26 protein-coding genes are annotated in these 22,037 nt (G+C 62.8%); 10 read left to right on the top strand and 16 right to left on the bottom strand.

The features are described from left to right. Positions 1-79 precede the first annotated feature (79 nt). Positions 80-1,168: a class I SAM-dependent methyltransferase gene (locus tag NKH49_RS21485; protein WP_352541016.1), complete on the bottom strand. Its 1,089-nt coding sequence runs from the start codon at positions 1,166-1,168 to the stop codon at positions 80-82. Further along, positions 1,165-2,016, bottom strand: a complete 852-nt coding sequence (gene lgt, locus NKH49_RS21480; RefSeq protein WP_352450498.1) for a prolipoprotein diacylglyceryl transferase — start codon at positions 2,014-2,016, stop codon at positions 1,165-1,167. The genes NKH49_RS21485 and lgt overlap by 4 nt, the downstream gene beginning before the upstream one ends. Before the next feature lie 131 nt (positions 2,017-2,147). On the opposite strand from lgt, the gene NKH49_RS21475 reads away from it, so the two are divergent. From NKH49_RS21475 to NKH49_RS21465, 3 genes are all read left to right on the top strand, one after another. Further along, entirely contained in the window at positions 2,148-2,450 is a 303-nt protein-coding gene (locus tag NKH49_RS21475; RefSeq protein WP_352469829.1) for an accessory factor UbiK family protein, read from the top strand. A gap of 331 nt (positions 2,451-2,781) precedes the next feature. Further along, positions 2,782-3,282, top strand: a complete 501-nt coding sequence (locus NKH49_RS21470) for a type III secretion system chaperone family protein (protein WP_023678420.1) — start codon at positions 2,782-2,784, stop codon at positions 3,280-3,282. 6 nt (positions 3,283-3,288) lie between these two features. Next, positions 3,289-3,648 carry a tRNA-binding protein gene (locus tag NKH49_RS21465; protein WP_023678419.1) on the top strand — a complete coding sequence of 120 codons (360 nt, stop codon included), beginning with the start codon at positions 3,289-3,291 and terminating at the stop codon, positions 3,646-3,648. Positions 3,649-3,660: 12 nt separating this feature from the next. Here NKH49_RS21465 and NKH49_RS21460 read toward each other — a convergent pair whose 3' ends face one another. The 4 genes from NKH49_RS21460 to NKH49_RS21445 form a co-directional block, all read right to left on the bottom strand. Further along, positions 3,661-4,683: a glycosyltransferase family 4 protein gene (locus tag NKH49_RS21460; RefSeq protein ID WP_352816055.1), complete on the bottom strand. Its 1,023-nt coding sequence runs from the start codon at positions 4,681-4,683 to the stop codon at positions 3,661-3,663. Positions 4,684-4,888: 205 nt separating this feature from the next. Then, positions 4,889-6,304 (bottom strand): ATP-binding protein, encoded by a 1,416-nt coding sequence (locus NKH49_RS21455; protein ID WP_352541020.1) that lies wholly within the window; start codon positions 6,302-6,304, stop codon positions 4,889-4,891. A gap of 50 nt (positions 6,305-6,354) precedes the next feature. Further along, positions 6,355-7,074, bottom strand: coding sequence for a response regulator (locus NKH49_RS21450; protein ID WP_352927740.1), 720 nt, complete (start codon positions 7,072-7,074; stop codon positions 6,355-6,357). Further along, entirely contained in the window at positions 7,061-7,588 is a 528-nt protein-coding gene (locus tag NKH49_RS21445; RefSeq protein ID WP_023719182.1) for a MarR family winged helix-turn-helix transcriptional regulator, read from the bottom strand. Before NKH49_RS21445 ends, NKH49_RS21450 begins: the two co-directional genes overlap by 14 nt. Positions 7,589-7,837: 249 nt before the next feature. Between NKH49_RS21445 and NKH49_RS21440 the strand changes: the two genes are divergently transcribed. The 3 genes from NKH49_RS21440 to NKH49_RS21430 all read left to right on the top strand — a co-directional run bounded on the left by NKH49_RS21440 (position 7,838) and on the right by NKH49_RS21430 (position 10,006). Continuing rightward, a complete protein-coding gene (locus tag NKH49_RS21440; protein ID WP_352450493.1) occupies positions 7,838-8,731 on the top strand; it encodes a branched-chain amino acid aminotransferase in 894 nt (297 codons plus the stop codon). A 145-nt stretch (positions 8,732-8,876) separates the two neighbouring features. Further along, positions 8,877-9,188, top strand: a complete 312-nt coding sequence (locus NKH49_RS21435; RefSeq protein ID WP_352450492.1) for a hypothetical protein — start codon at positions 8,877-8,879, stop codon at positions 9,186-9,188. A gap of 176 nt (positions 9,189-9,364) precedes the next feature. After that, a complete protein-coding gene (locus NKH49_RS21430; protein WP_352450491.1) occupies positions 9,365-10,006 on the top strand; it encodes an MBL fold metallo-hydrolase in 642 nt (213 codons plus the stop codon). A 69-nt stretch (positions 10,007-10,075) separates the two neighbouring features. Here NKH49_RS21430 and NKH49_RS21425 read toward each other — a convergent pair whose 3' ends face one another. The 3 genes from NKH49_RS21425 to NKH49_RS21415 all read right to left on the bottom strand — a co-directional run bounded on the left by NKH49_RS21425 (position 10,076) and on the right by NKH49_RS21415 (position 11,330). Beyond that, positions 10,076-10,486: a BA14K family protein gene (locus NKH49_RS21425; RefSeq protein WP_023678410.1), complete on the bottom strand. Its 411-nt coding sequence runs from the start codon at positions 10,484-10,486 to the stop codon at positions 10,076-10,078. Positions 10,487-10,677: 191 nt separating this feature from the next. Further along, entirely contained in the window at positions 10,678-10,890 is a 213-nt protein-coding gene (locus tag NKH49_RS21420) for a cold-shock protein (protein ID WP_006202521.1), read from the bottom strand. A gap of 227 nt (positions 10,891-11,117) precedes the next feature. Next, the gene (locus NKH49_RS21415) at positions 11,118-11,330 is read right to left on the bottom strand and encodes a cold-shock protein (RefSeq protein WP_006202520.1); all 213 of its coding nucleotides are present in this window, start codon (positions 11,328-11,330) and stop codon (positions 11,118-11,120) included. A 490-nt stretch (positions 11,331-11,820) separates the two neighbouring features. On the opposite strand from NKH49_RS21415, the gene NKH49_RS21410 reads away from it, so the two are divergent. Then, positions 11,821-12,222 (top strand): Kazal-type serine protease inhibitor family protein, encoded by a 402-nt coding sequence (locus NKH49_RS21410; protein WP_023678409.1) that lies wholly within the window; start codon positions 11,821-11,823, stop codon positions 12,220-12,222. Between the two features lie 127 nt (positions 12,223-12,349). Here the strand turns inward: NKH49_RS21410 and NKH49_RS21405 are convergent, their stop codons facing one another. Further along, complete coding sequence (locus NKH49_RS21405) at positions 12,350-12,595, bottom strand: hypothetical protein (RefSeq protein WP_023678408.1); 246 nt, start codon at positions 12,593-12,595, stop codon at positions 12,350-12,352. Continuing rightward, the gene (locus NKH49_RS21400) at positions 12,592-12,858 is read right to left on the bottom strand and encodes a hypothetical protein (RefSeq protein ID WP_352927737.1); all 267 of its coding nucleotides are present in this window, start codon (positions 12,856-12,858) and stop codon (positions 12,592-12,594) included. The genes NKH49_RS21405 and NKH49_RS21400 overlap by 4 nt, the downstream gene beginning before the upstream one ends. 368 nt (positions 12,859-13,226) lie before the next feature. Between NKH49_RS21400 and NKH49_RS21395 the strand changes: the two genes are divergently transcribed. The 3 genes from NKH49_RS21395 (at position 13,227) to NKH49_RS21385 (ending at position 15,523) form a co-directional block, all read left to right on the top strand. After that, positions 13,227-13,409, top strand: a complete 183-nt coding sequence (locus NKH49_RS21395) for a hypothetical protein (RefSeq protein WP_352927734.1) — start codon at positions 13,227-13,229, stop codon at positions 13,407-13,409. Positions 13,410-13,419: 10 nt separating this feature from the next. Continuing rightward, on the top strand, positions 13,420-13,686 hold the full coding sequence (locus NKH49_RS21390) for a DUF1488 family protein (protein WP_352683477.1): 267 nt from the start codon (positions 13,420-13,422) through the stop codon (positions 13,684-13,686). A 181-nt stretch (positions 13,687-13,867) separates the two neighbouring features. Beyond that, a complete protein-coding gene (locus NKH49_RS21385) occupies positions 13,868-15,523 on the top strand; it encodes a tetratricopeptide repeat-containing sulfotransferase family protein (RefSeq protein ID WP_352850319.1) in 1,656 nt (551 codons plus the stop codon). On the opposite strand, the gene NKH49_RS21380 is transcribed toward NKH49_RS21385, so the two are convergent. From NKH49_RS21380 to uvrB, 5 genes are all read right to left on the bottom strand, one after another. Continuing rightward, entirely contained in the window at positions 15,510-15,863 is a 354-nt protein-coding gene (locus NKH49_RS21380) for a DUF1428 domain-containing protein (RefSeq protein ID WP_352850320.1), read from the bottom strand. The genes NKH49_RS21385 and NKH49_RS21380 overlap by 14 nt on opposite strands. A gap of 77 nt (positions 15,864-15,940) precedes the next feature. Beyond that, the gene (locus NKH49_RS21375) at positions 15,941-16,369 is read right to left on the bottom strand and encodes a VOC family protein (RefSeq protein WP_352850321.1); all 429 of its coding nucleotides are present in this window, start codon (positions 16,367-16,369) and stop codon (positions 15,941-15,943) included. Between the two features lie 65 nt (positions 16,370-16,434). Further along, the gene (locus tag NKH49_RS21370; protein ID WP_352927730.1) at positions 16,435-16,671 is read right to left on the bottom strand and encodes a hypothetical protein; all 237 of its coding nucleotides are present in this window, start codon (positions 16,669-16,671) and stop codon (positions 16,435-16,437) included. A gap of 102 nt (positions 16,672-16,773) precedes the next feature. Further along, positions 16,774-18,303 carry an ABC-F family ATP-binding cassette domain-containing protein gene (locus NKH49_RS21365; protein ID WP_352469763.1) on the bottom strand — a complete coding sequence of 510 codons (1,530 nt, stop codon included), beginning with the start codon at positions 18,301-18,303 and terminating at the stop codon, positions 16,774-16,776. Positions 18,304-18,735: 432 nt separating this feature from the next. Continuing rightward, positions 18,736-22,026, bottom strand: coding sequence for an excinuclease ABC subunit UvrB (uvrB, locus tag NKH49_RS21360; protein ID WP_352927727.1), 3,291 nt, complete (start codon positions 22,024-22,026; stop codon positions 18,736-18,738). Between the last annotated feature and the right edge of the window lie 11 nt (positions 22,027-22,037).

Genomic DNA, 22,037 nt, shown 5'->3' with positions numbered 1-22,037 from the left:
GCTGGTCAGTTTAAGGCTGGCGCAGTTGATGTCGGCCGCTAGTCGGAGATGGGAGAGTGGGAGAGGCGGCAGCGAAAAGTCAATCCATGCTTGGAAACGGCGGAACGGCAATGCCGGCGGGGAGGACGGCAAGCACCTTGAAGAGTTCGCCCATGGCCAGCGGGCCGGCGAGGCGCTCGACGTCGGCCGCGATCTTTTCGCGAGCTGCCTCATCGGCATTGGCGCCGAGCCGGCCAGCTCGTTCGAGAAGCCCCATCTTGAGCAGGAATTCACCTTGCGTTGAGAGGTGGGCATCGAGGCTGTGTGCCCGAACGGTTGCCGCGAGGGCAGCGAAATCGACATGGGCTGTGAGATCGGCCCGCCCCGGATTGGCCAGCACGTCCTCATGACGGTGCTTGCGCAAGGCCTGCAAGGTGTCGCCGATCCCGGGCTGGAGGTGACCGTAGTCGAGAAACAGGCCGGCGCCGCCAAATCCGGCAAGTCGCCCGGCGATGGCCGCCATCAGGGCGGCGCGGGCTGGCGCCACCTCGACGATCGCACCTTCCGGCGCATTCTCGGCACCCTCCGGCAGCAGCATCGGGTCGAGCGAGCCGGCGCCGACGAAAAAGCGCAGCCGGTTCGCATCGTCGAGACCGATCATCCGCTCGCGCCAGCCGGCTCCGGCGCGGACGAACTGGCGGATGGGCACCGCGTCAAACAGCTCATTACCAACAATCAGAAGCGGCGCCTGCGGTAGTGTGTCCACGGCCTCATGCCAGGCGACGGTGGCCGACGTCCCGGCAAGCGTTCGTTTCTGGACCTCGGTCAACCGCGGACTGGTCTCGATCAAGGCGAACGATGCGCTGGCGGTAAGCGTCGGATCGAGCCGCGAAAGCGTGCGCAGCATATCTCTCATCAGCGTGCCGCGGCCGGGGCCTATTTCGGCGATGGCGACCGGCGTCGGCCGGTCGATCGCCAGCCACGCCTGGTAGAGCCAGATGGCGACCAGTTCGCCAAACATCTGGCTGATCTCCGGCGCGGTGACGAAGTCGCCGGCGGCGCCGAACGGCTCGCGTGTCGTATAGTAGCCGTCCAGCGGATCGAACAGGCAGAGCGCCATGTATTCGCTGATGGGGATCGGTCCCACCGCACCGATCAGCTCGGCGATGCGGGTCTTCAGCCGCGTCATGCCGGCTGCGGTTTTGTCACCGGCTTGGCTGTAGCCATCGCCCAGATGCCGGCCAGCACCATCGGCAGTGACAGCACCATTCCCATGGTCAGCCAGCTCGTGCCAAGGAGGTAGCCAAGCTGCTGGTCGGGCTCGCGAAAGAATTCGACGAAGATGCGCGAGGCGCCATAGCCGGCGATGAACGCGCCGCCGACGAAGCGCGGCGCCTTCAGCTTGAGCCGCGAATGGGTGAGGAAGCGCAGGACAAGGAACAACACCAGCCCTTCGAGGAGCGCCTCGTAGATCTGGCTCGGATGGCGTGCAAATGGGCCGCCATTGGGGAATTCGAATGCCCATGGAACGTCGGTCGGCCGGCCCCATAGTTCGGAATTGATGAAGTTTGCCAGGCGAACGAGGCCAAGCCCCACCGGCACGCCGGCGGCAACCACGTCGAACAGCGACCATGTGCGGATGCCGCGAGACCGGGAAAACAGCGTCATTGCGAGAATGACGCCGATCAGGCCGCCATGAAACGACATCCCGCCCTGCCAGACGGCGACGATATCGAGCGGATTGGCAATGTAGCGCGGCAGGTCGTAGAACAGCACGTAGCCGGTGCGTCCGCCGAGCACCACACCGATGGCTGCCCAGACGATGAAGTCGTCGAGGTCGACGGGCTTCATCGGCAGGGTGCCGTCGGGCCACAGTTTTGGGTTGGTGACGAGGCGCTTGGCATACCACCAGGCGAACAGAATGCCGACGATGTAGCCGACGCCGTACCAATGCACCGCCAGCGGTCCGATCCGGACGATGACCGGGTCGATGTTGGGAAAGGGCAGGGCGGCCAGCGGCAGCAAATATTCGCTCAACAGGGTCTCCGGGTTCCCAATCAGGTTCGGGCGCGGACCATGCGGCAGGCTTTTGGCGGGGTCAAGGCAAGCATATGCTTGCATTCCGAATCGCGCGCCACTACGTCAATTCGACCAAGCGAGGATTTGCCATGGCGACCGGACCGAACCGCATTCTCGATGAATTCGCCAAGCTGATGACCGATGCAGCCGGTGCCGCGCAAGGCGTGCGGCGCGAGGTGGAGACCGCCTTCAGGGGCCAGGCCGAGCGCATACTCAACTCCATGGACGTGGTGCAGCGCGAGGAATTCGAGGCCGCTCGCGACATGGCGGCGAAGGCCAGGGAAGAAAACACCCGCCTCGCCGCTCGCATCGAGGCGCTCGAGGCCAGGCTTGCCGAATTGACCGGTCAACCAGCGCCTGCGGCTGCGTCAAAGCCGCGTGCAAAAAAATAACAAGAAATAAATCGTTAAACTTTTCCACAAAGCCGGATCGCAAAAAGCGCTTTGTCGTGAATCGCTTACCGGTACTGCGTGAATCTTTGTGACAGCGCCTTTCCACATGCGAATGACGCAGTGCGAAAAATTTGGCTGGTCACGCGACTCCCGATCAATAGACTGAATTTGTTGCATGATTCGGAGCAGGGTCATGCGCCGGGCGGTGGGGTCCGGTCCGGGGTCTTTGCGTTGACGAAGTCCTGGCCGTCCGAGTTCTAGGCAGAATTGTTCGAGTGTGCCTCTCCCGCGGAGCGTGTGGTGGCGCTCCCAGAACGACAGGAAGCATTTCATGGAACTTCTCGAACTCGAATTCTCCCGCGAAATCCATCCGGTGGATGTTATCGAGCAGGTGGCGCACAACAACGATTGGTCCTTCGAGCGGGCCGGCGACGACGAGATCTCGATCTCTGTTGCCGGAAGCTGGACCGACTACCACGTTTCATTCTCCTGGATGGAGGACTATGAGGCGCTGCACCTGGCCTGCGCCTTCGACATCAAGGTCCCGGAGGCGCGTGCGCTCGAGGTGATGCGGCTGCTTTCGCTGATCAACGAGCAGATGCTATTTGGCCATTTCGACCTCTGGGAGCAGGAAGGCGCCATCATGTTCCGCCAGTCGCTGCTGCTGGCCGGTGGGGTCGAGCCGTCGAGCCAGCAGGTCGAGGTGCTGCTGTCGTCGGCGCTGGAGGCCTGCGAATGCTATTTCCAGGCGTTCCAGTTCGTCGTCTGGTCAGGAACTTCGGCCAAGGATGCGTTGGCCGGCGTGCTGTTCGAAACCTACGGAAACGCCTGACCGTCGATGGTTTCGAGCAACGCGCGAAAACCCGAGATCAGCTTTGCCGATTTCGACCGCATCGACATCCGCGCCGGCACGATCGTCGAGGCCGAGCCTTTTCCCGAGGCGCGCAAGCCGGCGATCAAATTGAAAATCGATTTCGGTCCCGTGATCGGGGTGAAGAAATCCTCGGCCCAGATCACGAAATATTATACGCCCGAAACCCTGATCGGCCGGCAGGTGTTCGCTGTGGTCAATTTCCCGCCGCGTCAGATCGGGCCATTCATGTCGGAAGTGCTGACGCTCGGCTTTCCCGATGAAGAGGGCGCGGTGGTGCTTGGCGCGATCGAGCGCAAGGTGCCGGACGGAGGCAGATTGTTCTAGCTGCGCTGTTGCTCACGCAGCCAGTTTACGCCTGGTACCCAGCGCCTCTTCGACCGTTTCCATGAACATTTCCGCGCAGGCCTTCCAGCTGTAGCGCATCGCGCGTTGCCGCGCCTCGGCGCGGTCGACGTGAAGGGCGGCGAGCGCTGCTTGCCGCAGGTCGTCCGATACCGCGCCGCCGATGCCGTCACCCACAATATCGATGGGTCCGGTGACGGGATAGGCTGCGACCGGCGTGCCGCTGGCCAGCGCCTCGATGATGACGTTGCCGAACGTGTCGGTACGGCTGGGGAAGACGAAAGCATCGGCCGAGGCGTAGATCTCGGCCAGTTCGTCGTTCGGACGATGGCCAAGGAAATGGGCATCGGGATATTTGGGCTTCAGCTTCGCCAATTCCGGCCCTTCGCCTACGACCAACTTGCTGCCGGGCAGGTCGAGGTCTAGGAAGGCCGGCAGGTTCTTTTCGATCGCGACGCGGCCGACGCAGAGGAAGATCGGTCCGGGAAATCCCAGGTCCTTTCTTTTGTCCGGCCGAAAATGATCGGTGTCGACGCCGCGCGTCCACGGCCGGAGCTTGGTGAAGCCGCGCGCCGCAAGATCGTCGGCAAGCGACTGGGTGGCAACCAGCGTGCCCTGTCCTGAATTGTGGAAATCACGCAGCCAGCGATAGGCCCATGCTTCAGGCACCGGCAGGCGCGCGCTCAGATATTCCGGAAAACGTGTGTGATAGCTGGTCGTGAACGGGCGGCCGGCGTTGCGGCAGTAGCGCCGGGCCATAATGCCGAGCGGTCCTTCGGTGACGATATGGATGTGGTCCACCTTGCGTGCCTCGATCAGCTGCGCCACGCGGTGCGGCGTCGTCAGCGCCAGCCTGATATCGGGATAGGTCGGCAGAGGCAGGGTGCGAAAGATATTCGGCGTCAGGAAGTCCGTCTCGATATCGAAGGATTTCAGGGTCTCCGAGAGACGCTCCAGCGTGTGGACGACGCCGTTGACTTGCGGGCGCCAGGCGTCGGTGACCATCAGGATGCGCATGGCGGTCCCTTGGCGGCAAGCTTGATTGCCTCGCCGCGACGCCTGAGCGGCGACCACGCCGCAGCTCGGGCGTCGCACCAGCGCACCTGGGCAGGCGCGGGGTCGAAATGAGGCCGCAGGGCCGAATCAATCAGGATCGCGCGCTTCATTGGCGCTCTTCACCATGGTTTCATGACGGGCCGATGAAGGCCGGATGTCGCTGCCGTCAAGCGGGGACCTTGATCACCGCCCGAAGGCCGCCGAGCGGGCTGCGTTCGAGGACAATGTCGCCGCCATGGCTGCGGGCAATGTCTCGTGCGATGGAGAGGCCAAGGCCGGTGCCGCTGGCGTCGAGGTTGCGGGCCTCGTCCAGCCGCACGAACGGCTTGAATACATCCTCTCGCTTTTCGGGCGGAATTCCCGGGCCGTCATCGTCGATGGTGACGAGCAGCGAACCGCGCCCATGATTGGCATTGATCTCCACCGTCTTGGCATAGCGGAATGCATTGCCGACGACGTTGGAAAGCAGCCGCGCAAAGGCATTGGGGCGCACGTGCACATGCGGATCGCCGACAAGCACGGTCGACAGCTTGCGCTTGCGCAGCGCGGCTTCCTCGCGAAGCTTGTCGAAGAAGGCTTCGAGATCGAACTGACCGGCGTCTTCCGAAGCTTCGCCGCGTGCAAATGCAAGGTAGCCTTCCAGCATCGACTGCATGTCGTCGATGTCTTGGTCGAGTGCCTGGGTATCGGCCGCCTTGGTCCCGGCAAGCGCCAATTGCAGCTTGAAGCGAGTGAGGATGGTCCTCAGATCGTGGCTGACGCCGCTCAGCATGGCGGTGCGCTGCTCGAGCTGACGTTCGATGCGTTCGCGCATCTGGATGAAGGCAAAGCCGGCGCGGCGGACTTCCTCCGCGCCGCGCGGGCGAAAATCGCGCGGCATCGGCCGGCCCTTGCCGAAGCTCTCGGCCGCCTCGGCCAGCGTCAGAATCGGCCGGATCTGGTTGCGCAGGAAGGGAATGGCGATCATCAGCAGCACCAGCGAGGTGCCGACCATCCAGATTAGGAAAATATGGGTGTTCGATGCATAGGCCTGGCTGCGGCGCACGAAGACGCGCAGCACCTTGTTCTCGAGCTGGACGCGGACCTCGACGATATTGGAATTGCCGACCGTATCGATCCAGAACGGACGGTTGATCTGGCGGGTGATCTCGGACGAAAGGATCTCGTCGAGGATCGAGAAGAACGGCTTTGGCCCGGGAGGCGGCAGCGGGTCGGGCGGTAGGAGGTCGACTTTCAGCTGCATGCGATCCTGGGCGATGCGGATGACGTTGGCGTAGTCGGCGTCATGCGGATAGGTCTCTATCAGGTCGATGATGGCGGCGATGTCGCGCACCGTGGCCTGCGACAGGCGTTGCGTCACGGTCTGCCAGTGGCGCTCCATGAAGACAAAGGCGACGACCGACTGCAGCATGATCATTGGCGCGATGACGATGATCAGCGAGCGGGCATAGAGCCGCTTCGGCATGTAAAGCGACACCAGGCGCCAGAAACGGTTCCAGGCGCGCGGCACGGCCTTGAGCGCCCGCGTCGCGCGGGCGCTGAAGCCGCCATCTCCCGGCCGTTCGAGTTGCGTGGTCGCCATTCGTCCTTTCGCTCACCGGGACCCGGCAAAGGGCCGCTGTCGGCGGCATTCTATTCCACGCTGAGCCGATACCCAATACCGCGCACGGTCTGCAGCCAGACCGGATTGGACGGATCGCGTTCGATCTTGCGGCGGAGCCGGTTGATCTGGACGTCGATCGTGCGCTCGCCGACCTCGGATTCATCGCCGACAAGCTCGTGCCGCGGTATCGTTTCGCCGGCACGCGCAGCGAAGATCGCCAGGATTTCCTGCTCGCGGTCGGTCAGCTTGAGCGCCTCGCCGCCGCGCTTCAGCTCACGCCTGGCGATCTGGAACGTATAGGGGCCAAAGACCAGCTGTTCGACCTTGGGAGTCGTCACGGGGCCGCCGCGGCGCAGGATATTGTTGATGCGCAGGATCAGCTCGCGCGGGTCGAACGGTTTAGGCAGATAGTCGTCGGCGCCGGCCTCGAGCCCGGTGATCCGGCTGTCGGTTTCGGACAGTGCGGTGAGCATCAGGATCGGCACGTTTTTCTCCGTCCGCAGCGCCTTGGTGAGATCGACGCCGCTTTCACCCGGCATCATGACGTCAAGCACGATCAGATCGAAGTCGAGGCCGGCGAGCTTGCGCCGCGCCTCGCCCGAATTTCCGGCGACGGTGACGCGAAAACCGTTTTCGGTCAGATACTGTTTCAGAAGATTGCGGATTCGGGTGTCGTCGTCGACCACCAGCAGATGCGGCGCGTCGTCTTCCGGTGCTGTCGGATGATCAACCCTCTCAATGGTCTCCATGGCTTTTCCCTGACATCTTTGCGGGCACAATGTCGATCTGCGCCCTTAGTTCCGGATTGACCATCGCTTCAAGGAACCGTTCGATAACGGCGCGTTCGGTGGCTCCGGAATCTTCCAATGCAGCATGGATGCGGCGCGACTGTGGCCGCGCCAGTGCCAGCGCCAGAGCACGGCCCTTGGCCGTCGGATAAAGCTCGCGCTGGCGGCGGTCGCGGGGGCCCTGCAATTGCACGATATGGTCGGTGTCGATCAGTTGCTTGAGCACGCGCGCCAGGCTCTGCTTGGTGATCTTGAGCACATCGAGGAGCTCGGCGACCGTCAGGCCGGGCCGGCGATTGACAAAATGCAACACCCGATGATGGGCGCGGCCAAAACCGTAATCGGCCAGGATCTGGTCCGGATCGGAGGTAAAGTCGCGATAGGCGAAGAAGAACAACTCGATGATGGCGAAATCGATGCCGTCCTCGTCGGTGATCGCCGTCCTGATCGGCTCTGCGGCTGCGTGGCTCGTCATCTTATCTCCGTGTGAAGCAGGAAATTATGTCAGCACTATTGACGTATTTTCCGCGCGATGGTAATTTTTGGCAAGCTTTTCGGCGGATTGCGAACGAAAAGGCAAGCGAAGCCGTTTTTTCCGGAACTTCCTGAGTTTGCCAGACCTTAAATATCCGCCTACGCTTTGAGACAATGGCCGCCCGCAGCGGCCGAGGCGAAACACGCAACGACACAATGATGTGCGGGCTGCCGCCCGCGGGAGGTTACCATGGCATCCGTTCCCTTCGACCAACTGGACGGCTTTATCTGGATGAACGGCGAATTCGTCAAATGGGCCGACGCCAAGATCCACGTCTTGACCCACGGGCTGCACTACGCCAGCGCGGTATTCGAGGGCGAGCGCGCTTATGGCGGCGAAATTTTCAAGCTGACCGACCACACCGAACGCCTGCATGAATCGGCGCGCCTGCTTGGCTTCAAGATACCCTACTCGGTCGCCGAGATCGACGACGCCTGCCGCACGCTGTTGAAGAAGCAAGGTTTCCAGGACGCCTATGTCCGGCCGATCGCGTGGCGCGGCAGCGAACAGATGGGCGTTTCCGCACAGAACAGTCGGATCAACTGCGCCATCGCCATCTGGCAGTGGCCAAGCTATTTCGACCCGGCGCAGAAGCTCAAGGGCATCCGCCTCGACATGGCCGAATGGCGCCGCCCCGACCCGCGCACCGCACCGTCGAAATCGAAGGCGGCCGGCCTCTACATGATCTGCACCATGTCCAAGCATGCCGCCGAGGCCAAGGGCTATGCCGACGCCATGATGCTCGACTGGCGTGGCCAGGTGGCGGAAGCGACAGGCGCCAACATCTTCTTCGTCAAGGACGGCAAGATCCATACGCCCAAGCCTGATTGCTTCCTCGACGGCATCACCCGCCGCACGGTTATCGGCCTTGCCAAGGACCGCGGTTTGGAGGTGATCGAGCGCGCCATCATGCCGGATGAGCTTGAAGGCTTCCAGCAGTGCTTCCTCACCGGGACGGCAGCCGAGGTGACGCCGGTTTCGGAGATCGGTCCATACCGATTCGAGGTCGGCGAAATCGCCAAGACGCTGATGAATGACTATTCTGCGGCCGTTCAGCCCAAGCACGCAATCGCTGCAGAATAACGAAAGTCACAGCTTTTTTAACTAGTAAGGGCGGTTTTCGGGCCGCCCCTTTTATTTAAGCGCTTCTGCATTTGACTTTCACACAATTCGGCGTCTCATGATGGGGTCGGCCCGGGAGGCTGGCAGCTATGGAGGGACTGGAAATATGGATATGAACACGCTTCTTCCGATCATTATTCAGGTGATTACGGGTATCATCGGTGGTCAGGCGGTTGGCGCGGCTATCAAGACTGCGGCGATGGGGCAGCTTACCAAAATCCTGGGCGGCGCTGTCGGCGGCGTCGGCGGTGCGGCCATCCTCAACAGTCTGCTGGGTGGCTCGGTCGATCCGGCAGCCGCCGCCACGGCGGCAGGGGCCGGCAGCGCGTTGAACATTTCAAATATCGTTGGCGGTGCCGGCGGCGGCGCCATCCTGACCGGCATCATCGGTGCGGTCATGAACGCGATGAAGAAATAAGCTTTGACGTTTCAGGTTTTCAAATGGGCGGCTTCGGCCGCCCATTTCGTTTGCCGTTCGTGGGAGCGGTGGACGCCGTTCGCGTGTGTCTCTACATCAGGGCCTGGTTCAAGGTTGGAGCTCTCCTGACGCGTTCGAGGGGACGCGCAGCGCTCCGACAGCGTGAAAGGACGAATATGGGTCAGCTCAACGCCGGCATCGTGCCGGTCACGCCGTTCCAGCAGAACTGCACCATCCTCTTCGACATGGACGACAGGCAAGGCGTTGTCGTCGATCCGGGCGGCGACATCGACAAGGTGCTGGCGGCGCTCGAGGACAATGCGATCACTGCCGGCGCGATCTGGATTACGCACGGCCATATCGACCATGCCGGCGGGGCCATGGAGTTGAAGGAGGCGCTCGGTATCGAGATCATCGGTCCGCATGCCGCCGACCGGCCGCTGCTCGCCAATCTCGAGAACCAGGCAAAGCGCTACGGCATCACCGATCCCGTGCGCAACTGTGTCCCCGACCGGTTCCTTGCCGAAGGCGAGACCGTTTCGTTCGGCTCGCACGTGTTCGAGGTGCTCCATTGTCCGGGCCATGCACCCGGCCACGTCGTCTACTATAGCCGGGCTGCGAAGTTCGCCCATGTCGGCGACGTGCTGTTCCGCGGTTCGGTCGGCCGCACCGATCTGCCGGGCGGCAACCACGCCGCGCTGATCGCCTCGATCAAGGAGAAGCTTTTGCCGTTGGGCGACGACATCGGCTTTATCTGCGGCCATGGTCCCGGCGGCCGTTTTGGTGAGGAGCGGCGGAGCAATCCTTTTCTGGTCTGAAACCGCTTGCCGGAAACAAAAAGCGCGGCCTGTGCGACCGCGCTTTTTTCCGACGGGAAACTGCCTCCGCTAATTGGCGGTGCAGAAATGCTGTTCGCCGTCATAGCCGGTGAACGTGCCGGTACGGGCGTTGAAGCTCCGGTAGCGGTCCGAGCAGTATTCGTACCAGCCGCGGGTCCACGGCTCCGCATAGCTTTCGGCATAGGCCACTCGCGGCTGCACGTAATAACGGCGCACCGGGGCAGGCCTGTAGTATTCATCATCATAGGCCGGGTCGTAATAGCGGGGCTGCGGGCTGGCGAGCGCACCGCCGATCAGGGCACCGGCCGCAAGGCCGAGCACGCCGGCCGCAACGGCGTCGCCGTGGCCGTGGTGGCGGCGGTGATGGCGCCATTCGTCGGCATTGGCCGCGGGCAAGGTCGCAAGCGTGGTCGCAACGACCGCGGCGGACAGGATGGCAGTCTTGAAAATTCGGTTCATGTCAGTCTCCTTCGTGCCGGCCCGGGTCGTTTCGGGGGATGCGGTCCGGCTTTAACGAAGATTAATATGCGACCGTGGCTGAACGGGGGCTGAACGAAATTTGGCCAGGCGGTTCATCTAACTGGGCGGTTCAAGCGTGCGGCAAATACCGCAGGCCAGACCGGCCCACGTCCATTCTGCCCGGGGGTGGTTCAGCCGATCGACAGGTTGACGGCTTTCGGACCCTTGCCGCGCTTGTCCGGCTCGGTGTCGAATGTCACTTTCTGCCCATCCTCGAGACCGGGAAGACCCGACGCCTGCACGGCCGAAATATGGACGAAGACATCCTTTGCCCCGTCGTCCGGCGTGATGAAGCCGAAGCCCTTGGCGTGATTGAAGAATTTGACGGTGCCGGTCTGCGGCATGGGAAGCTCCTTTGATCCCACAAGTCCAGTCTCGGGCCGGCAAATGCCCGGACGGAAATTTGTCCTTTATTTTAGTGCCATCGGCAAGAGAAAGTTTTGCGGGTGCCGGCAAGCATCCCGGAACACAAAAGGCGCGACGAAAACCGCCGCGCCTTTACAGAATTCAAGTTCACTCAAAAGCCTTGCAGCATCCTCACACCCCGAAAGGACGCGCGGAACGCCGCCGTTCAGGCGGCGCGGAGATTGACCGCTTTCGGACCCTTGCCCATACGGTCGGGCTCGACATCGAAGGTGACCTTCTGACCGTCGACGAGCGTGCGCAGCCCGGAAGCCTCGATCGCCGAGATGTGGACGAACACATCCTTGGCGCCGCCATCGGGCGTGATGAAGCCGAAGCCTTTGGTAGCGTTGAAGAATTTAACGGTGCCGGTCTGGGCCATTGGGGAAACTCCTTCACCCGTGTCAGTCTTGGTGGTTCCGCCCGCCGCCTGGCGCCGTGGGCAAGTCCCGGTGGTTGCTTCGGCAGTCATGCATTGGCGCATGGTAAAACCCCCCGCCGAAAACGGGGCTGTCAGAGATTCACAGTATCGGGGAAAGGTCGTCCAAAACGTTCCGCTCTCCGGGTCGCAAATGCCCGAACACAAAATTTATCGCACGGAAACGTGATGCTTGCAAGACACAGCCGCGGGCGGCCCCAACAGGCGCATCCCGACGCATCGCACCGATAGTCCGGGTTCGCTGCGCGGTCATCGGCCAGACTTCACCCAGGCATGGTCCAGCAAGCGGGGCAGGTGCTGTCTTGGCTTGCGCCGGCATACCGCTCTGGCTCGCCAGTTGCAAACAGGGGTTGCATCTGGCAGCGGAATGACGAGGATCGGCCTGACCCAGGCACCATTTGTGCGGGCCGGAGTTTCGAGGGAGAGAACATTCATGCGGTTTCTTGCGGCAATCTTTCCGCGGCAGGTTTTTTCCATCCTGTTCCTGTCGGCAATTCTCGCAGCCTGCACCGTCGTGGTGGATGATGAGGGGCCGGGGCCGCGCCCGCCACGGCCGGGGCCGCAATTCTGCACCAGGCAATATGACCCGGTCTGTGCCCGGCGCGGCGGCGACCGCCAGACCTTTGCCAATGCCTGCCTTGCCGAACGGGCCGGATACCGCATCATTCGCGAGGGCGAGTGCCGCGGCGGTGGTGGTGGCGGTGAGGAGCAGACATTCTGCACCCGCGAATACCGCCCCGTCTGTGCCCGTCGCCATGGCGAACTGCGCACATTCCCCAACGAATGCGAAGCCCGCGCGGCGGACTATCGCGTCGTCGATGACGGGCCCTGCTAGCGCACCGACCTACAGCCTGGCCGGATAAGCACCATCTGGGGGCCGGCGTAGAGCTCAGCGCCGTTCCCGTTGGAGATGCGGATCTGCGGCATTATCAGCATGTGAAGCAGCGTTGTGGCGCGTCGGCTCAGTTGGCCGGGTTGTCGACCGGTTCGAGATTGTCTTCCGTGGTGACCCGCTCATAGGTCTCCTGATCGCTGCGGATGCGATATTGCGGCGAGCCGTCCTTGACCGGCAGCCGGCTCTTGATCTGGAACAGCTCCGCGGTCTTTTGGGCAAGGCCGGTGCGGCTCTTCATGCGGACGGTCTGGCCGACGGTGAAGATATGCGCCGGCGTGTCCGTGCGCCGCGCATTCTGCTGGAAGCGGATCATGTGACATTCTCCTGGTCGTGCCGAAGCGCTGCGTCGAGCTCGGCATGGTCAATGGCGACAAGCTGGCTGGTCGCGCTTTTCACTGTCCTTGCCGGCAGATGGATGAAAGTGGCGACGCGGCGCCAGGCAGGCCAGGACATGCCGTCGATCAGTTCTTCGTCGTGGTCGATGTCATAGTCGCCGGCCGGCTGCATGCCATCCAGCCCGCCAAGCACGAAAGGTGCCGCGAAATGCGCTATGGAATGGGTACTGCGAGCAGACATTCTTGTGCGCCTCGAAGTTCTCGCTTGTGCCTTGAAGTTCTCGTGCCTTGAAGTTTCTTTCCGGCCTGCCCCGGAAGCGGAGCCTGCATTGCGGTACCAGGTGTCGGCGATTTGGATAAGTTTGGCGGGCCGAGAATCCCTGACACCGCGGGGCCAAGCATGACCCAAACGGTTTCATACCTCTAGTCTGAAAATACGACTTATTCAAGAAGTTTTCGGCCTCTTACCCCTACCAACGTCAAATTACTTTTCTATAGTTATCCGCAGAACGATGATACGGTCCCGGTGCACCTCAAAAATTGTTTGAAGAACTTCCGAAAAAATTCCTCCGGCATTTGTATTTATCTAGCAATGGAAGGAAGAGAGTCATGAACTCCGCAAGAACACCGGATGTCCCGACAGTTGCAGTCAGTCCTGTCGCAAAGCCGATAAAGGTCTTGTCGCCGCGTCTCACGATAAGAAGCGACGAGGCGGCAAGGCGAAGGATTGCCGACACCGACGGCACGGCGCGGCGGGCGCGCCAGCTTGTCGAAAGCAACCGCCTGATTTGACGCGCGAGCCATGACGCTCAATTTTCCCAATCCCAGCCGCTCCTATGACCCGGCGGCCAAGCGCATTCGTTTCGTCGGCCATGACGGCATGCTCGAAGTCCCGTTCTTTGTCGAGGTCGCGGCACTTTCGGCGGCAAACCCGGCTGCAAGCGGAGCCGAGGCCGAATTTCTCAGCGCCTTCGACGCCAAGCGTTCGTCGATCCACGAGATTGCGCGCCAAGCCTACTCGCACGGCCGCAGGAACATGTATGTGCTGACGCCGGCCGACTTCCGCTAGCTCGGTGGGTTCCGAGGTTCGCTCCCTTGCGACCGCCTCTGCTCTTGCACGCGCCGCAGCGATGGCCTAGATCGCGGCAGGCGGACAACACGGCAGGTTTCCCATCAACAGAGATCCGAGACAACCGGCAGGCGCACGTTACGGCTCAGGCGGGCAGCCACCACTGGGGCTCGACCAGTACGTGCAGCAAGCGCTGCAGTTGCACCAGGCGGGGCGCCGGCAGGAAGCCGAGGCGCTTTACCGACAGGTGCTGGCGCAAAAGGCCAACCACCCGGCTGCTGCGCATTTCCTCGGGCTTCTGCTGCACCAGACCGGGCGCAGCGCTGAGGGGCTGGCGCTGATCGAACAATCGGTGCGTCTGCAACCGAACAATCCGGATTTCCTCAACAATCTCGGCACCGTGCTGCGCGACCTCGGCCGGGTCGCGGCCGCCGCCGATCTCTTCCGCAAGGTGGTGGCGATTCGGCCGGACCAGTTGGCGGCGCGTGACAATCTCGGCTCGTCGCTGAAGCAGCTCGGCCAATTCGAAGGCGCCGAGGATATTTATCGCGGCACGATGGGCCGTAACCCGTTCCATGTCCGCGCCCGCGTCGGGCTTGCCGAAACGCTGCAGGAAGCGGGCCGGCTGGATGAGGCACTGGCTGTTTTTCGCGAGGCGCTGACGATCCGGCCGAAGGATGCCGATCTTTTGCACGGCCTGGGTGTCGGGCTGATGGAAAAGGGCAATCTCGACGAGGCTGCGGATCTTTTCAGGCAGGCGCTGGCTGTGGACCCCGGCATGGCGAGGGCCTGGCTGATGCTTACCCAGGTCAAGCGCCAAAAGGAGCGCGACGCCGAGCTTGCCCGCATGGAGGCGGAGCACGCCAAGGCGCCGCAAGGCAGCCTGGCGCGCATGCAGCTTTCCTTCGGTCTCGGCAAGGCCAATGACGACCTCAGGGAGTATGGCCGCGCCTTCGACTATTTCGCCGAAGGCAACGCGATCCGCCGCCAGGGCATCGACTACGACGCCGGCAAGACGCGCGGCGAGTTCGAGGCGATGAAGGCGGTGTTCGACAAGGCCTTTTTTGAAAGGCACAAGCCGAGCGAGATAGCCGAGGACACTCCGATCTTCGTCGTCGGCATGCCGCGTTCCGGCACCACGCTGGTCGAGCAGATCATCGCCAGCCATCCGCAGGTCTATGGCGCCGGCGAGCTCAGCATATTGAAGACGGCGGTCGGCAAGCAGTTTCCGCTCAGCATGAAGGGCGGCTTTCCCTGGGGCATCGCCGACATGCCCGACAAGGCCTATGCCGAGGCCGGCCAGGCCTATCTCGACATGCTGCACGCCCGCTATCCGGGTTTTCGGCACGTCACCGACAAGATGCCCGGCAATTTCCTCTTGGTCGGCTTCATCCATATGATGCTGCCGAAGGCCAAGATCATCCATTGCGCGCGCGATGCGGCGGCGACCTGCCTGTCGATCTATAAGGTGCACTTCCGCGGCGACAGCCATCGCTACGGCTACGATCTCGACGAGCTCGCCGATTTCCACAATCTGTACACCGACATCATGGCGCACTGGCACGCCGTGCTGCCTGATGTCGTGCACGACGTTCGCTACGAGGATTTCGTCGCCGACCAGGAAGGCCAGTCGCGGGCGCTGATCGCCCATCTCGGCCTGCCGTGGGACGACGCCGTGCTGTCGTTCCACCAGACCGACCGGCCGGTGCGAACGGCGTCGGCTGCGCAAGTGCGCCAGCCGATGTATCAGGGCTCGGTCGACCTGTGGAAGCGCTATGGCGACCGGCTGAAGCCGCTGCTCAATAAACTTGATCGAGGGGCGCCTACAGCTCGATGAAGGGCTGAAAACCGCCAAAGATCATGCGCTTGCCGTCGAACGGCATGGTCTCCCAGTCCTGCTTGAGACGAGGATCGGCCATCACCTTGGCCATCACCGCGTCGCGGCTCTGGCGCGATTCGTAGACCACCCATGAGAAGATGACGACCTCGTCGTCCTTGGCCTGTACGGCGCGCGGGAACGAGGTGAGCTCGCCATAAGGGACGTCGTCGCCGACGCATTCGACGTAGGCAAGAGCACCGTGCTCCTTCCAGACGGCGCCGCCGGTTTCCACCAGCTTCTTGTAAGCATCGAGCTTTGCCTTTGGTACGGCAAGTACGAAACCGTCGACATAGGACATCTGATTTCCTCCATGCGATCGTTTTCCTCTCCGTCTGGAGCGGGAGAGGTGATTTCAGACACAGCTTGTGTGGAATGCTAAGCTGCTTTCACCGGTGCGTTCATTGCCCATTCGACACCGAACGGATCACGCATATTACCCCAGCGGTCGCCCCAGAACATCACCTGCAACGGCACGACTTCCTTGCAGCCCGCCTCGATGGCCCGCTTCCACCAGGCGTCGATGTCGTCGCTGCCGAGATGGAGCTGCATGGTGTAGCCCTGCGGTTTCACAGCGGCCATTCCATGCTCGGGATAGAAGTCGGAAAGCATCAGGGTCGAACCGTTGATGTGGAGATGGATATGCATGGTCCGGCCCTGTTCATCCGGCGGATAGGCAAAGACCTGCTCGGCACCGAAGGCCTTTCGGTAAAATTCTGCGGCTTTGAAAGCGCCGTCAAGCTGAAGGTAGGGCGTCAATCCGCCAAGCACTTTGGCGGCGGGCTGGGTCTGCGGCTGGTCATTCATGTCATGCTCCTCTTTGCGTCTGGTTTGCCTTTGCGAACCACAGGACGAACGGAACGGCGACGATCCTACACGGCCGATGGTTTTTTGGATTTGAAATGGCGCCTGCCGCGACGGCCAACTGCCACCTTCAACCTTCGATGCGAATCCGCGGGCTGTTTTTGCGCGTCGACGACGATTTCCGGCCAGCCAATATCTTTGCGCAGCTCGATCGGCAATGACAGGATGGCGCGTTCGCTGCGATAACGGGCGCGAGCCGCCGAGTAACGCGTTACGGCGTGACCTATGGATGACAGAATGGACATGATGCTTTCTCCTCGATTGGCGCCGGCATCACCGTGTCGGCAACCTAAGGACGTGGCATGCGATCATCATCCGACAGAGCGCCGGATTTTTTCCGCAATTTTTTAACCGCCGGCTTCGGCTACCTCCCGGAAGAAAGCTTCCGGGTCGTCGACCTCGGTCAGCCGCCGTTTCTCGATCAGCCAGAAGCGGTTGCCAACCGCGCGGATGAAGGAGCGGTCGTGCGAGGCAAGCAGGCAGCTCGCCTGATGTTCCAGCAATTCCGCTTCCAGCGCCTCCTGGCCATCAATATCGAGGTGGTTGGTCGGCTCGTCGAGCAAATAGAAGTTGGGATTGGCGAGCCTCAGCGCCAGCATCATCAGCCGCGCCTTTTGCCCACCGGACAGCACGCCGATCCTTCGCTCCTGCATGTCGATGCTGACGCCGGCGCCCGCGAGCAGCGAGCGGGCGCGCTGCTCGCCGACGTCGAATTTGCGCGAGAGCATCGCCAGCGGCGTGTCATCGCCGTCGATGCCGGACAGCGCCTGGTCGCTATGACCGAGCACGGTCGACGGTGTCACCTTCAGGCTTTGCGCCGCCGTTTCCGGCTCGACGATGGCGTTCCGGATCAGGCCGATCAGCCGTGATTTGCCGACGCCGTTACGGCCGAGCAGGACGATGCGGTCGCCTTGGCAGATGTGGCGCTTGCCGGTGCTGAACAGAACCGTGCCGTCAGGTGTTCCGACCACCAACTCGTCGAGCGTGATCAGCACCTTGGCATGGCTGCCGCGGTTGGCAAGCTTGATCGCGCCCGCCGACTTTTCGCGGTGTGCCGGCGCTGCCGCTTCTTCCAGGCGCTCTGCCCGCTGGTTGAGCTGCTTGGTCTTGACCGTCAAAAGGTCGCTGCCGGAATTGATGCCGATATTGTTGAGCTTGGCCGCTTGCCGGCGCAGCTGCTGCGCCACTTTCATGTCGCGCTGGAACTTGCGTTCGGTCGAGGCGTCGACCTCGTCCAGCGCAAGCCTCGCCCGCGAATAGGGCAGCGAAAACACCGGTGATTGTTCGGGACGCAGGAACAGCGTGCGGTTGGTCGTGGCATCGAGGAACGCCCTGTCATGGCTGGCGATCACCACCGGCACCTCGCGCGGCAGCGCGTTCAGCCAGGTCTCGAGCTGGCTGATCTTGCCGAGGTCGAGATGGTTGGTCGGCTCGTCGAGAAGCAGGACGTCGGGATCGGTGACCCAGACGCGGGCGATCAGCGCCAGCCTTTGCCAGCCGCCGCTCAGCGCCTGCATTGGCCGCCCGCGCATCGGTTCTGGCACGTCAAGCGAGTCAAGAACCACATCGACGCGCCATTGTTCGCTTTCGACCTGTCCGGCCGGCAAGGCATCAGCGACCACCTGCTGGAAGCTGCGCCCGGCCAGCGCTGCCGGGACGACTTGCTCGACATAGCCGACGCGCAGGCCGCGCGTACGGGTGATGTCGCCTGATGTCGGCTCCATCTCGCCGGTCAGGCACTTCAGCAAAGTGGATTTGCCGCGCCCATTGGCGGCGACGATGCCGAGCCGGTCGCCGGTGCCGATGGTGAGGTCGAGGTTGGAAAACAGCGGCGCATTCAGGGTGACGCCGAGGGATTTGAGGCTGATCAGGGCCATTTTGATTTCTCTGGTCTTGCCGGAGCCCGGCTCAATGCACTTTGACGGTGCACGTGCCAGCCATTAGGCTCGGCATTGCGCACCACGAAGGGCAGACCAAAAAATCGAAGCGGGGAAAAACCCGGACCGTCCCTGGTCAGCCCTGCAAGCTAGCTCGCAGGGCAAAGACAGGGCCGCGCTGACGGTGGTGAGAAAATAACACGCAGCCCTCCTTTCAAGACGTTCGAGTTGTAGAAACTGGCTACACCAAGGCTAGGGCCGATGGCAAGTGGCTAGGCTCCCCCTTCTCCACTTGTGGGAGAAGGTGGCCGCGAAGCGGTCGGATGAGGGGTGCTCCAGCTTGGCACCGACGGCGATCCGTCCAGCACCCCTCAACCGTCTCGGCGCTGCGCGCCGATCCACCTTCTCCCCCAGGGGGAGAAGGGAAGCTCGCTAGCGTCCCGGGCGCCCCGTCTTGCCGGGGCGGCGCTTTTCACGGCGGGCGTCGGCCGGGTCTTCGTAGGAGCCGATACCACTGCGCTGGCGGACAATGGGTTTGGCGGAATCGTTGCGTTCCTTTGCGCCCCCCTCTGCCCTGCCGCGCATCTCCCCCACACGGGGGGAGATCGGCTGTGGTTTCGCTGGCACCTTTCCTTCGACCGGCTTTTCCGTCCGCCGCACGGTCATCTCGTCGAGCGAGTTCTTCTTGAATAGCGGCTTGGTCGGTTCGCCCGGGATGCCGAAGTCGGAGCCGTGCGCCTCTTCGGCCGACTGCTTCTTGAACAGCGAACGCGACACTGCGCCGGCCGGGGTCGGCATATCCGTGCCCGGCCCCATGGCGTCGAGCGAGGGCTTCGAAAACAGCGGCTTCTTCACCGGCACGGCGCCGTCGGCGCCCATCTCGTCGAGTGCCGGCTTGCGGAAGAGGTTGGGCCGGGCCGCCTCTTCGGCCGAACGTGCCTCGTCGAGCTTGCGGAAACGCTCCTGTTCCTCCGATGTACGGTGTTTGGCCACGCCCTTGTTGTGCTTGCCCTTTTCGCGGCCCGAGACCGGGCTTTCCATGTCGGCATATTTGGCCAGCGGATCGTCGGAGATGGACAGCTCCATCTCGCGCAGCCGCTTGATCTCGTCGCGGATACGGGCTGCCTTCTCGAAATCGAGATTGGCGGCGGCATCGCGCATCTGCTTGTCCAGGGCGTCGAGATGCGCTTTCAGATTGTTGCCCATCATCGCGCCGGCGCTGTCGGTGAACTGCGAGATATCGGCGCGGACATGATCTTTTTCGTAGACCGAGTCCAGGATGTCCGAAATGCGCGACTTGACCGATTCCGGGGTGATGCCGTTGGCCGCGTTCCACTCCATCTGCTTTTCGCGACGGCGGTTGGTCTCGGCCATTGCCCGCTCCATCGAGCCGGTGATCTGGTCGGCATAGAGGATGACCTTGCCGTCGACGTTTCTGGCGGCGCGGCCGATCGTCTGGATCAGCGATGTCTCGGAGCGCAGGAAACCTTCCTTGTCGGCATCGAGAATGGCGACGAAACCGCATTCGGGAATGTCGAGGCCTTCGCGCAACAGGTTGATGCCGACGAGCACGTCGAAGGCGCCGAGGCGCAGGTCGCGCAGGATCTCGATGCGCTCGAGCGTGTCGATGTCGGAGTGCATATAGCGCACGCGAATGCCCTGCTCGTGCAGATATTCGGTCAAATCCTCGGCCATGCGCTTGGTCAGCACGGTGACCAGCGTGCGGTAGCCGGCCTTCGTGGTTTCGCGGATTTCGCCGACGACGTCGTCGACCTGCGTCTTGGCCGGGCGTACTTCGACCGGCGGGTCGATGAGGCCGGTCGGGCGGATGACCTGCTCGGCGAAGACGCCGCCGGACTGCTCCATCTCCCAGGCGCCGGGCGTCGCCGAAACCGCGACGGAGAGCGGGCGCATGGCGTCCCACTCCTCGAAGCGCAGCGGCCGGTTGTCCATGCAGGACGGCAGGCGGAAACCATACTCGGCCAGCGTCGCCTTGCGACGAAAGTCGCCGCGATACATGCCGCCGATCTGTGGTATGGTGACATGGCTTTCGTCGATGAAGACCAGCGCATTGTCGGGGATGTATTCGAACAAGGTCGGCGGCGGATCGCCCGGCTTGCGGCCGGTCAGATAGCGCGAATAATTCTCGATGCCGGCGCAGGAACCGGTCGCCTCAAGCATCTCCAGGTCGAAGCGGGTGCGCTGCTCGAGCCGCTGCGCCTCAAGCAGGCGGCCAGCCTTTTCAAGCTCTTGCAGGCGATACTTCAGTTCTTCCTTGATCGACTTGATGGCTTGATTCAAGGTCGGCCGCGGCGTCACATAGTGCGAATTGGCGTAGATCTTGACGCTCTTCAGCTCGCCGGTCTTCTGGCCGGTCAGCGGATCGAACTCGGTGATCGCCTCGATCTCGTCGCCGAACAGCGAGATGCGCCAGGCGCGATCCTCAAGGTGAGCCGGGAAGATCTCGATCGTGTCGCCGCGCACCCGGAACGAACCGCGGACGAAATTGATATCCTGGCGCTTGTATTGCTGGGCGACGAGGTCGGCGAGCAGCGCGCGCTGGTCGAGCCGGTCGCCGATCTGCATCTGGAAGGTCATCGCCGTGTAGGTCTCGACCGAGCCGATACCGTAGATGCAGGACACCGAGGCGACGATGATGACGTCGTCGCGCTCGAGCAGTGAGCGCGTCGCCGAATGGCGCATGCGGTCGATCTGCTCGTTGATCGAGGATTCCTTCTCGATGTAGGTATCGGTCCGTGGCACATAGGCCTCCGGCTGGTAATAGTCGTAGTAACTGACGAAATACTCGACGGCGTTTTCCGGGAAGAATTTCTTGAACTCGGAGTAGAGCTGCGCGGCCAACGTCTTGTTGGGCGCCAGGATCAGAGCGGGGCGCTGCGTCTCCTCGATCACCTTGGCCATGGTGAAGGTCTTGCCCGAGCCGGTGACGCCGAGCAGCACCTGGGTGCGGTCGTTGCTGTTGACGCCCTCGACGAGATCCTTGATCGCGGTCGGCTGGTCGCCGGCGGGCTCGAAATCCGAGACCATCCTGATGGCGATGCCGCCTTCGGATTTTTCCGGCCGGGCGGGACGGTGCGGCGTCCACAGCACGCCGTCCTTGTGCAGCGGATTGCCGGATTCGATCAGCGCCGACAGTGCCGCGACGGTGGCGGTGACACCGCCGGAAGCCATGGTCTCGGCTTCTTCCAGGGAGACATCGAGGCCAGCGACAGGGTTGAGACCGGCCGCAGTGCGCTCCCGCGCCGAAGCCGCGCCGCCCATCGAGGTGCCGCGTGCCGTACGGCCGGGGGAAGAGGAGCGCTCGGGGATTTTCTTGGCAGACTTGGCGCCTTCCCTCCCCCTCGAGGGGAGGGTGGCGGCGGAGCCGCCGGGTGGGGTCGGTGCGGCAGTACTCGACGTTCCTTTGCGTCCCGCGCTGCCTCCGGCGACCCCCTCTGTCGCCTTCGGCGACATCTCCCCCTCGAGGGGGGAGATTTGACGCCCTTCCTTCTCGGCTTCCTGCTTGATCTGTTCGGCCCAGTCGGCGATCGAACCGGTCAGCGGCGCGCCGGTGAACTCGGCCTGCGGCGCCTCGGCAAAGCCGCCCTTGTACAGGGGCTCCGACGCATCGAGGAAATCGGTCAGCGGACTGCGCCGCTTGGGCGGCGAAGCGCGCTCGTCATTCGCCGGCGGCGGCGTTTTCTTGTCGGAGAGTCTGGCCATGGCCCCGAATA

The sequence above is a fragment of the Mesorhizobium sp. M1088 genome (assembly GCF_040318575.1).
GTDB lineage: Bacteria > Pseudomonadota > Alphaproteobacteria > Rhizobiales > Rhizobiaceae > Mesorhizobium.
Note: the sequence above shows the minus strand (reverse complement) of the source record. Positions and strands in the feature narration are given on the sequence as shown.

Bases quoted from the DNA above. Each gene is read 5' to 3' on its own strand.
- NKH49_RS21460 (WP_352816055.1), bottom strand. From the start codon at position 4,683: ATGCGCATCCTGATGGTCACCGACGCCTGGCGCCCGCAAGTCAACGGC.
- NKH49_RS21425 (WP_023678410.1), bottom strand. From the start codon at position 10,486: ATGAACCGAATTTTCAAGACTGCCATCCTGTCCGCCGCGGTCGTTGCG.
- NKH49_RS21475 (WP_352469829.1), top strand. From the start codon at position 2,148: ATGGCGACCGGACCGAACCGCATTCTCGATGAATTCGCCAAGCTGATG.
- NKH49_RS21365 (WP_352469763.1), bottom strand. From the start codon at position 18,303: ATGGCCCTGATCAGCCTCAAATCCCTCGGCGTCACCCTGAATGCGCCG.
- NKH49_RS21455 (WP_352541020.1), bottom strand. From the start codon at position 6,304: ATGGCGACCACGCAACTCGAACGGCCGGGAGATGGCGGCTTCAGCGCC.
- NKH49_RS21430 (WP_352450491.1), top strand. From the start codon at position 9,365: ATGGGTCAGCTCAACGCCGGCATCGTGCCGGTCACGCCGTTCCAGCAG.
- NKH49_RS21370 (WP_352927730.1), bottom strand. From the start codon at position 16,671: ATGTCCATTCTGTCATCCATAGGTCACGCCGTAACGCGTTACTCGGCG.
- NKH49_RS21450 (WP_352927740.1), bottom strand. From the start codon at position 7,074: ATGGAGACCATTGAGAGGGTTGATCATCCGACAGCACCGGAAGACGAC.
- NKH49_RS21470 (WP_023678420.1), top strand. From the start codon at position 2,782: ATGGAACTTCTCGAACTCGAATTCTCCCGCGAAATCCATCCGGTGGAT.
- NKH49_RS21390 (WP_352683477.1), top strand. From the start codon at position 13,420: ATGACGCTCAATTTTCCCAATCCCAGCCGCTCCTATGACCCGGCGGCC.
- NKH49_RS21395 (WP_352927734.1), top strand. From the start codon at position 13,227: ATGAACTCCGCAAGAACACCGGATGTCCCGACAGTTGCAGTCAGTCCT.
- NKH49_RS21405 (WP_023678408.1), bottom strand. From the start codon at position 12,595: ATGATCCGCTTCCAGCAGAATGCGCGGCGCACGGACACGCCGGCGCAT.
- NKH49_RS21420 (WP_006202521.1), bottom strand. From the start codon at position 10,890: ATGCCGCAGACCGGCACCGTCAAATTCTTCAATCACGCCAAGGGCTTC.
- NKH49_RS21400 (WP_352927737.1), bottom strand. From the start codon at position 12,858: ATGTCTGCTCGCAGTACCCATTCCATAGCGCATTTCGCGGCACCTTTC.
- NKH49_RS21465 (WP_023678419.1), top strand. From the start codon at position 3,289: ATGGTTTCGAGCAACGCGCGAAAACCCGAGATCAGCTTTGCCGATTTC.
- NKH49_RS21445 (WP_023719182.1), bottom strand. From the start codon at position 7,588: ATGACGAGCCACGCAGCCGCAGAGCCGATCAGGACGGCGATCACCGAC.
- NKH49_RS21380 (WP_352850320.1), bottom strand. From the start codon at position 15,863: ATGTCCTATGTCGACGGTTTCGTACTTGCCGTACCAAAGGCAAAGCTC.
- NKH49_RS21375 (WP_352850321.1), bottom strand. From the start codon at position 16,369: ATGAATGACCAGCCGCAGACCCAGCCCGCCGCCAAAGTGCTTGGCGGA.
- NKH49_RS21435 (WP_352450492.1), top strand. From the start codon at position 8,877: ATGGATATGAACACGCTTCTTCCGATCATTATTCAGGTGATTACGGGT.
- NKH49_RS21410 (WP_023678409.1), top strand. From the start codon at position 11,821: ATGCGGTTTCTTGCGGCAATCTTTCCGCGGCAGGTTTTTTCCATCCTG.
- NKH49_RS21415 (WP_006202520.1), bottom strand. From the start codon at position 11,330: ATGGCCCAGACCGGCACCGTTAAATTCTTCAACGCTACCAAAGGCTTC.
- NKH49_RS21440 (WP_352450493.1), top strand. From the start codon at position 7,838: ATGGCATCCGTTCCCTTCGACCAACTGGACGGCTTTATCTGGATGAAC.
- NKH49_RS21485 (WP_352541016.1), bottom strand. From the start codon at position 1,168: ATGACGCGGCTGAAGACCCGCATCGCCGAGCTGATCGGTGCGGTGGGA.
- uvrB (WP_352927727.1), bottom strand. From the start codon at position 22,026: ATGGCCAGACTCTCCGACAAGAAAACGCCGCCGCCGGCGAATGACGAG.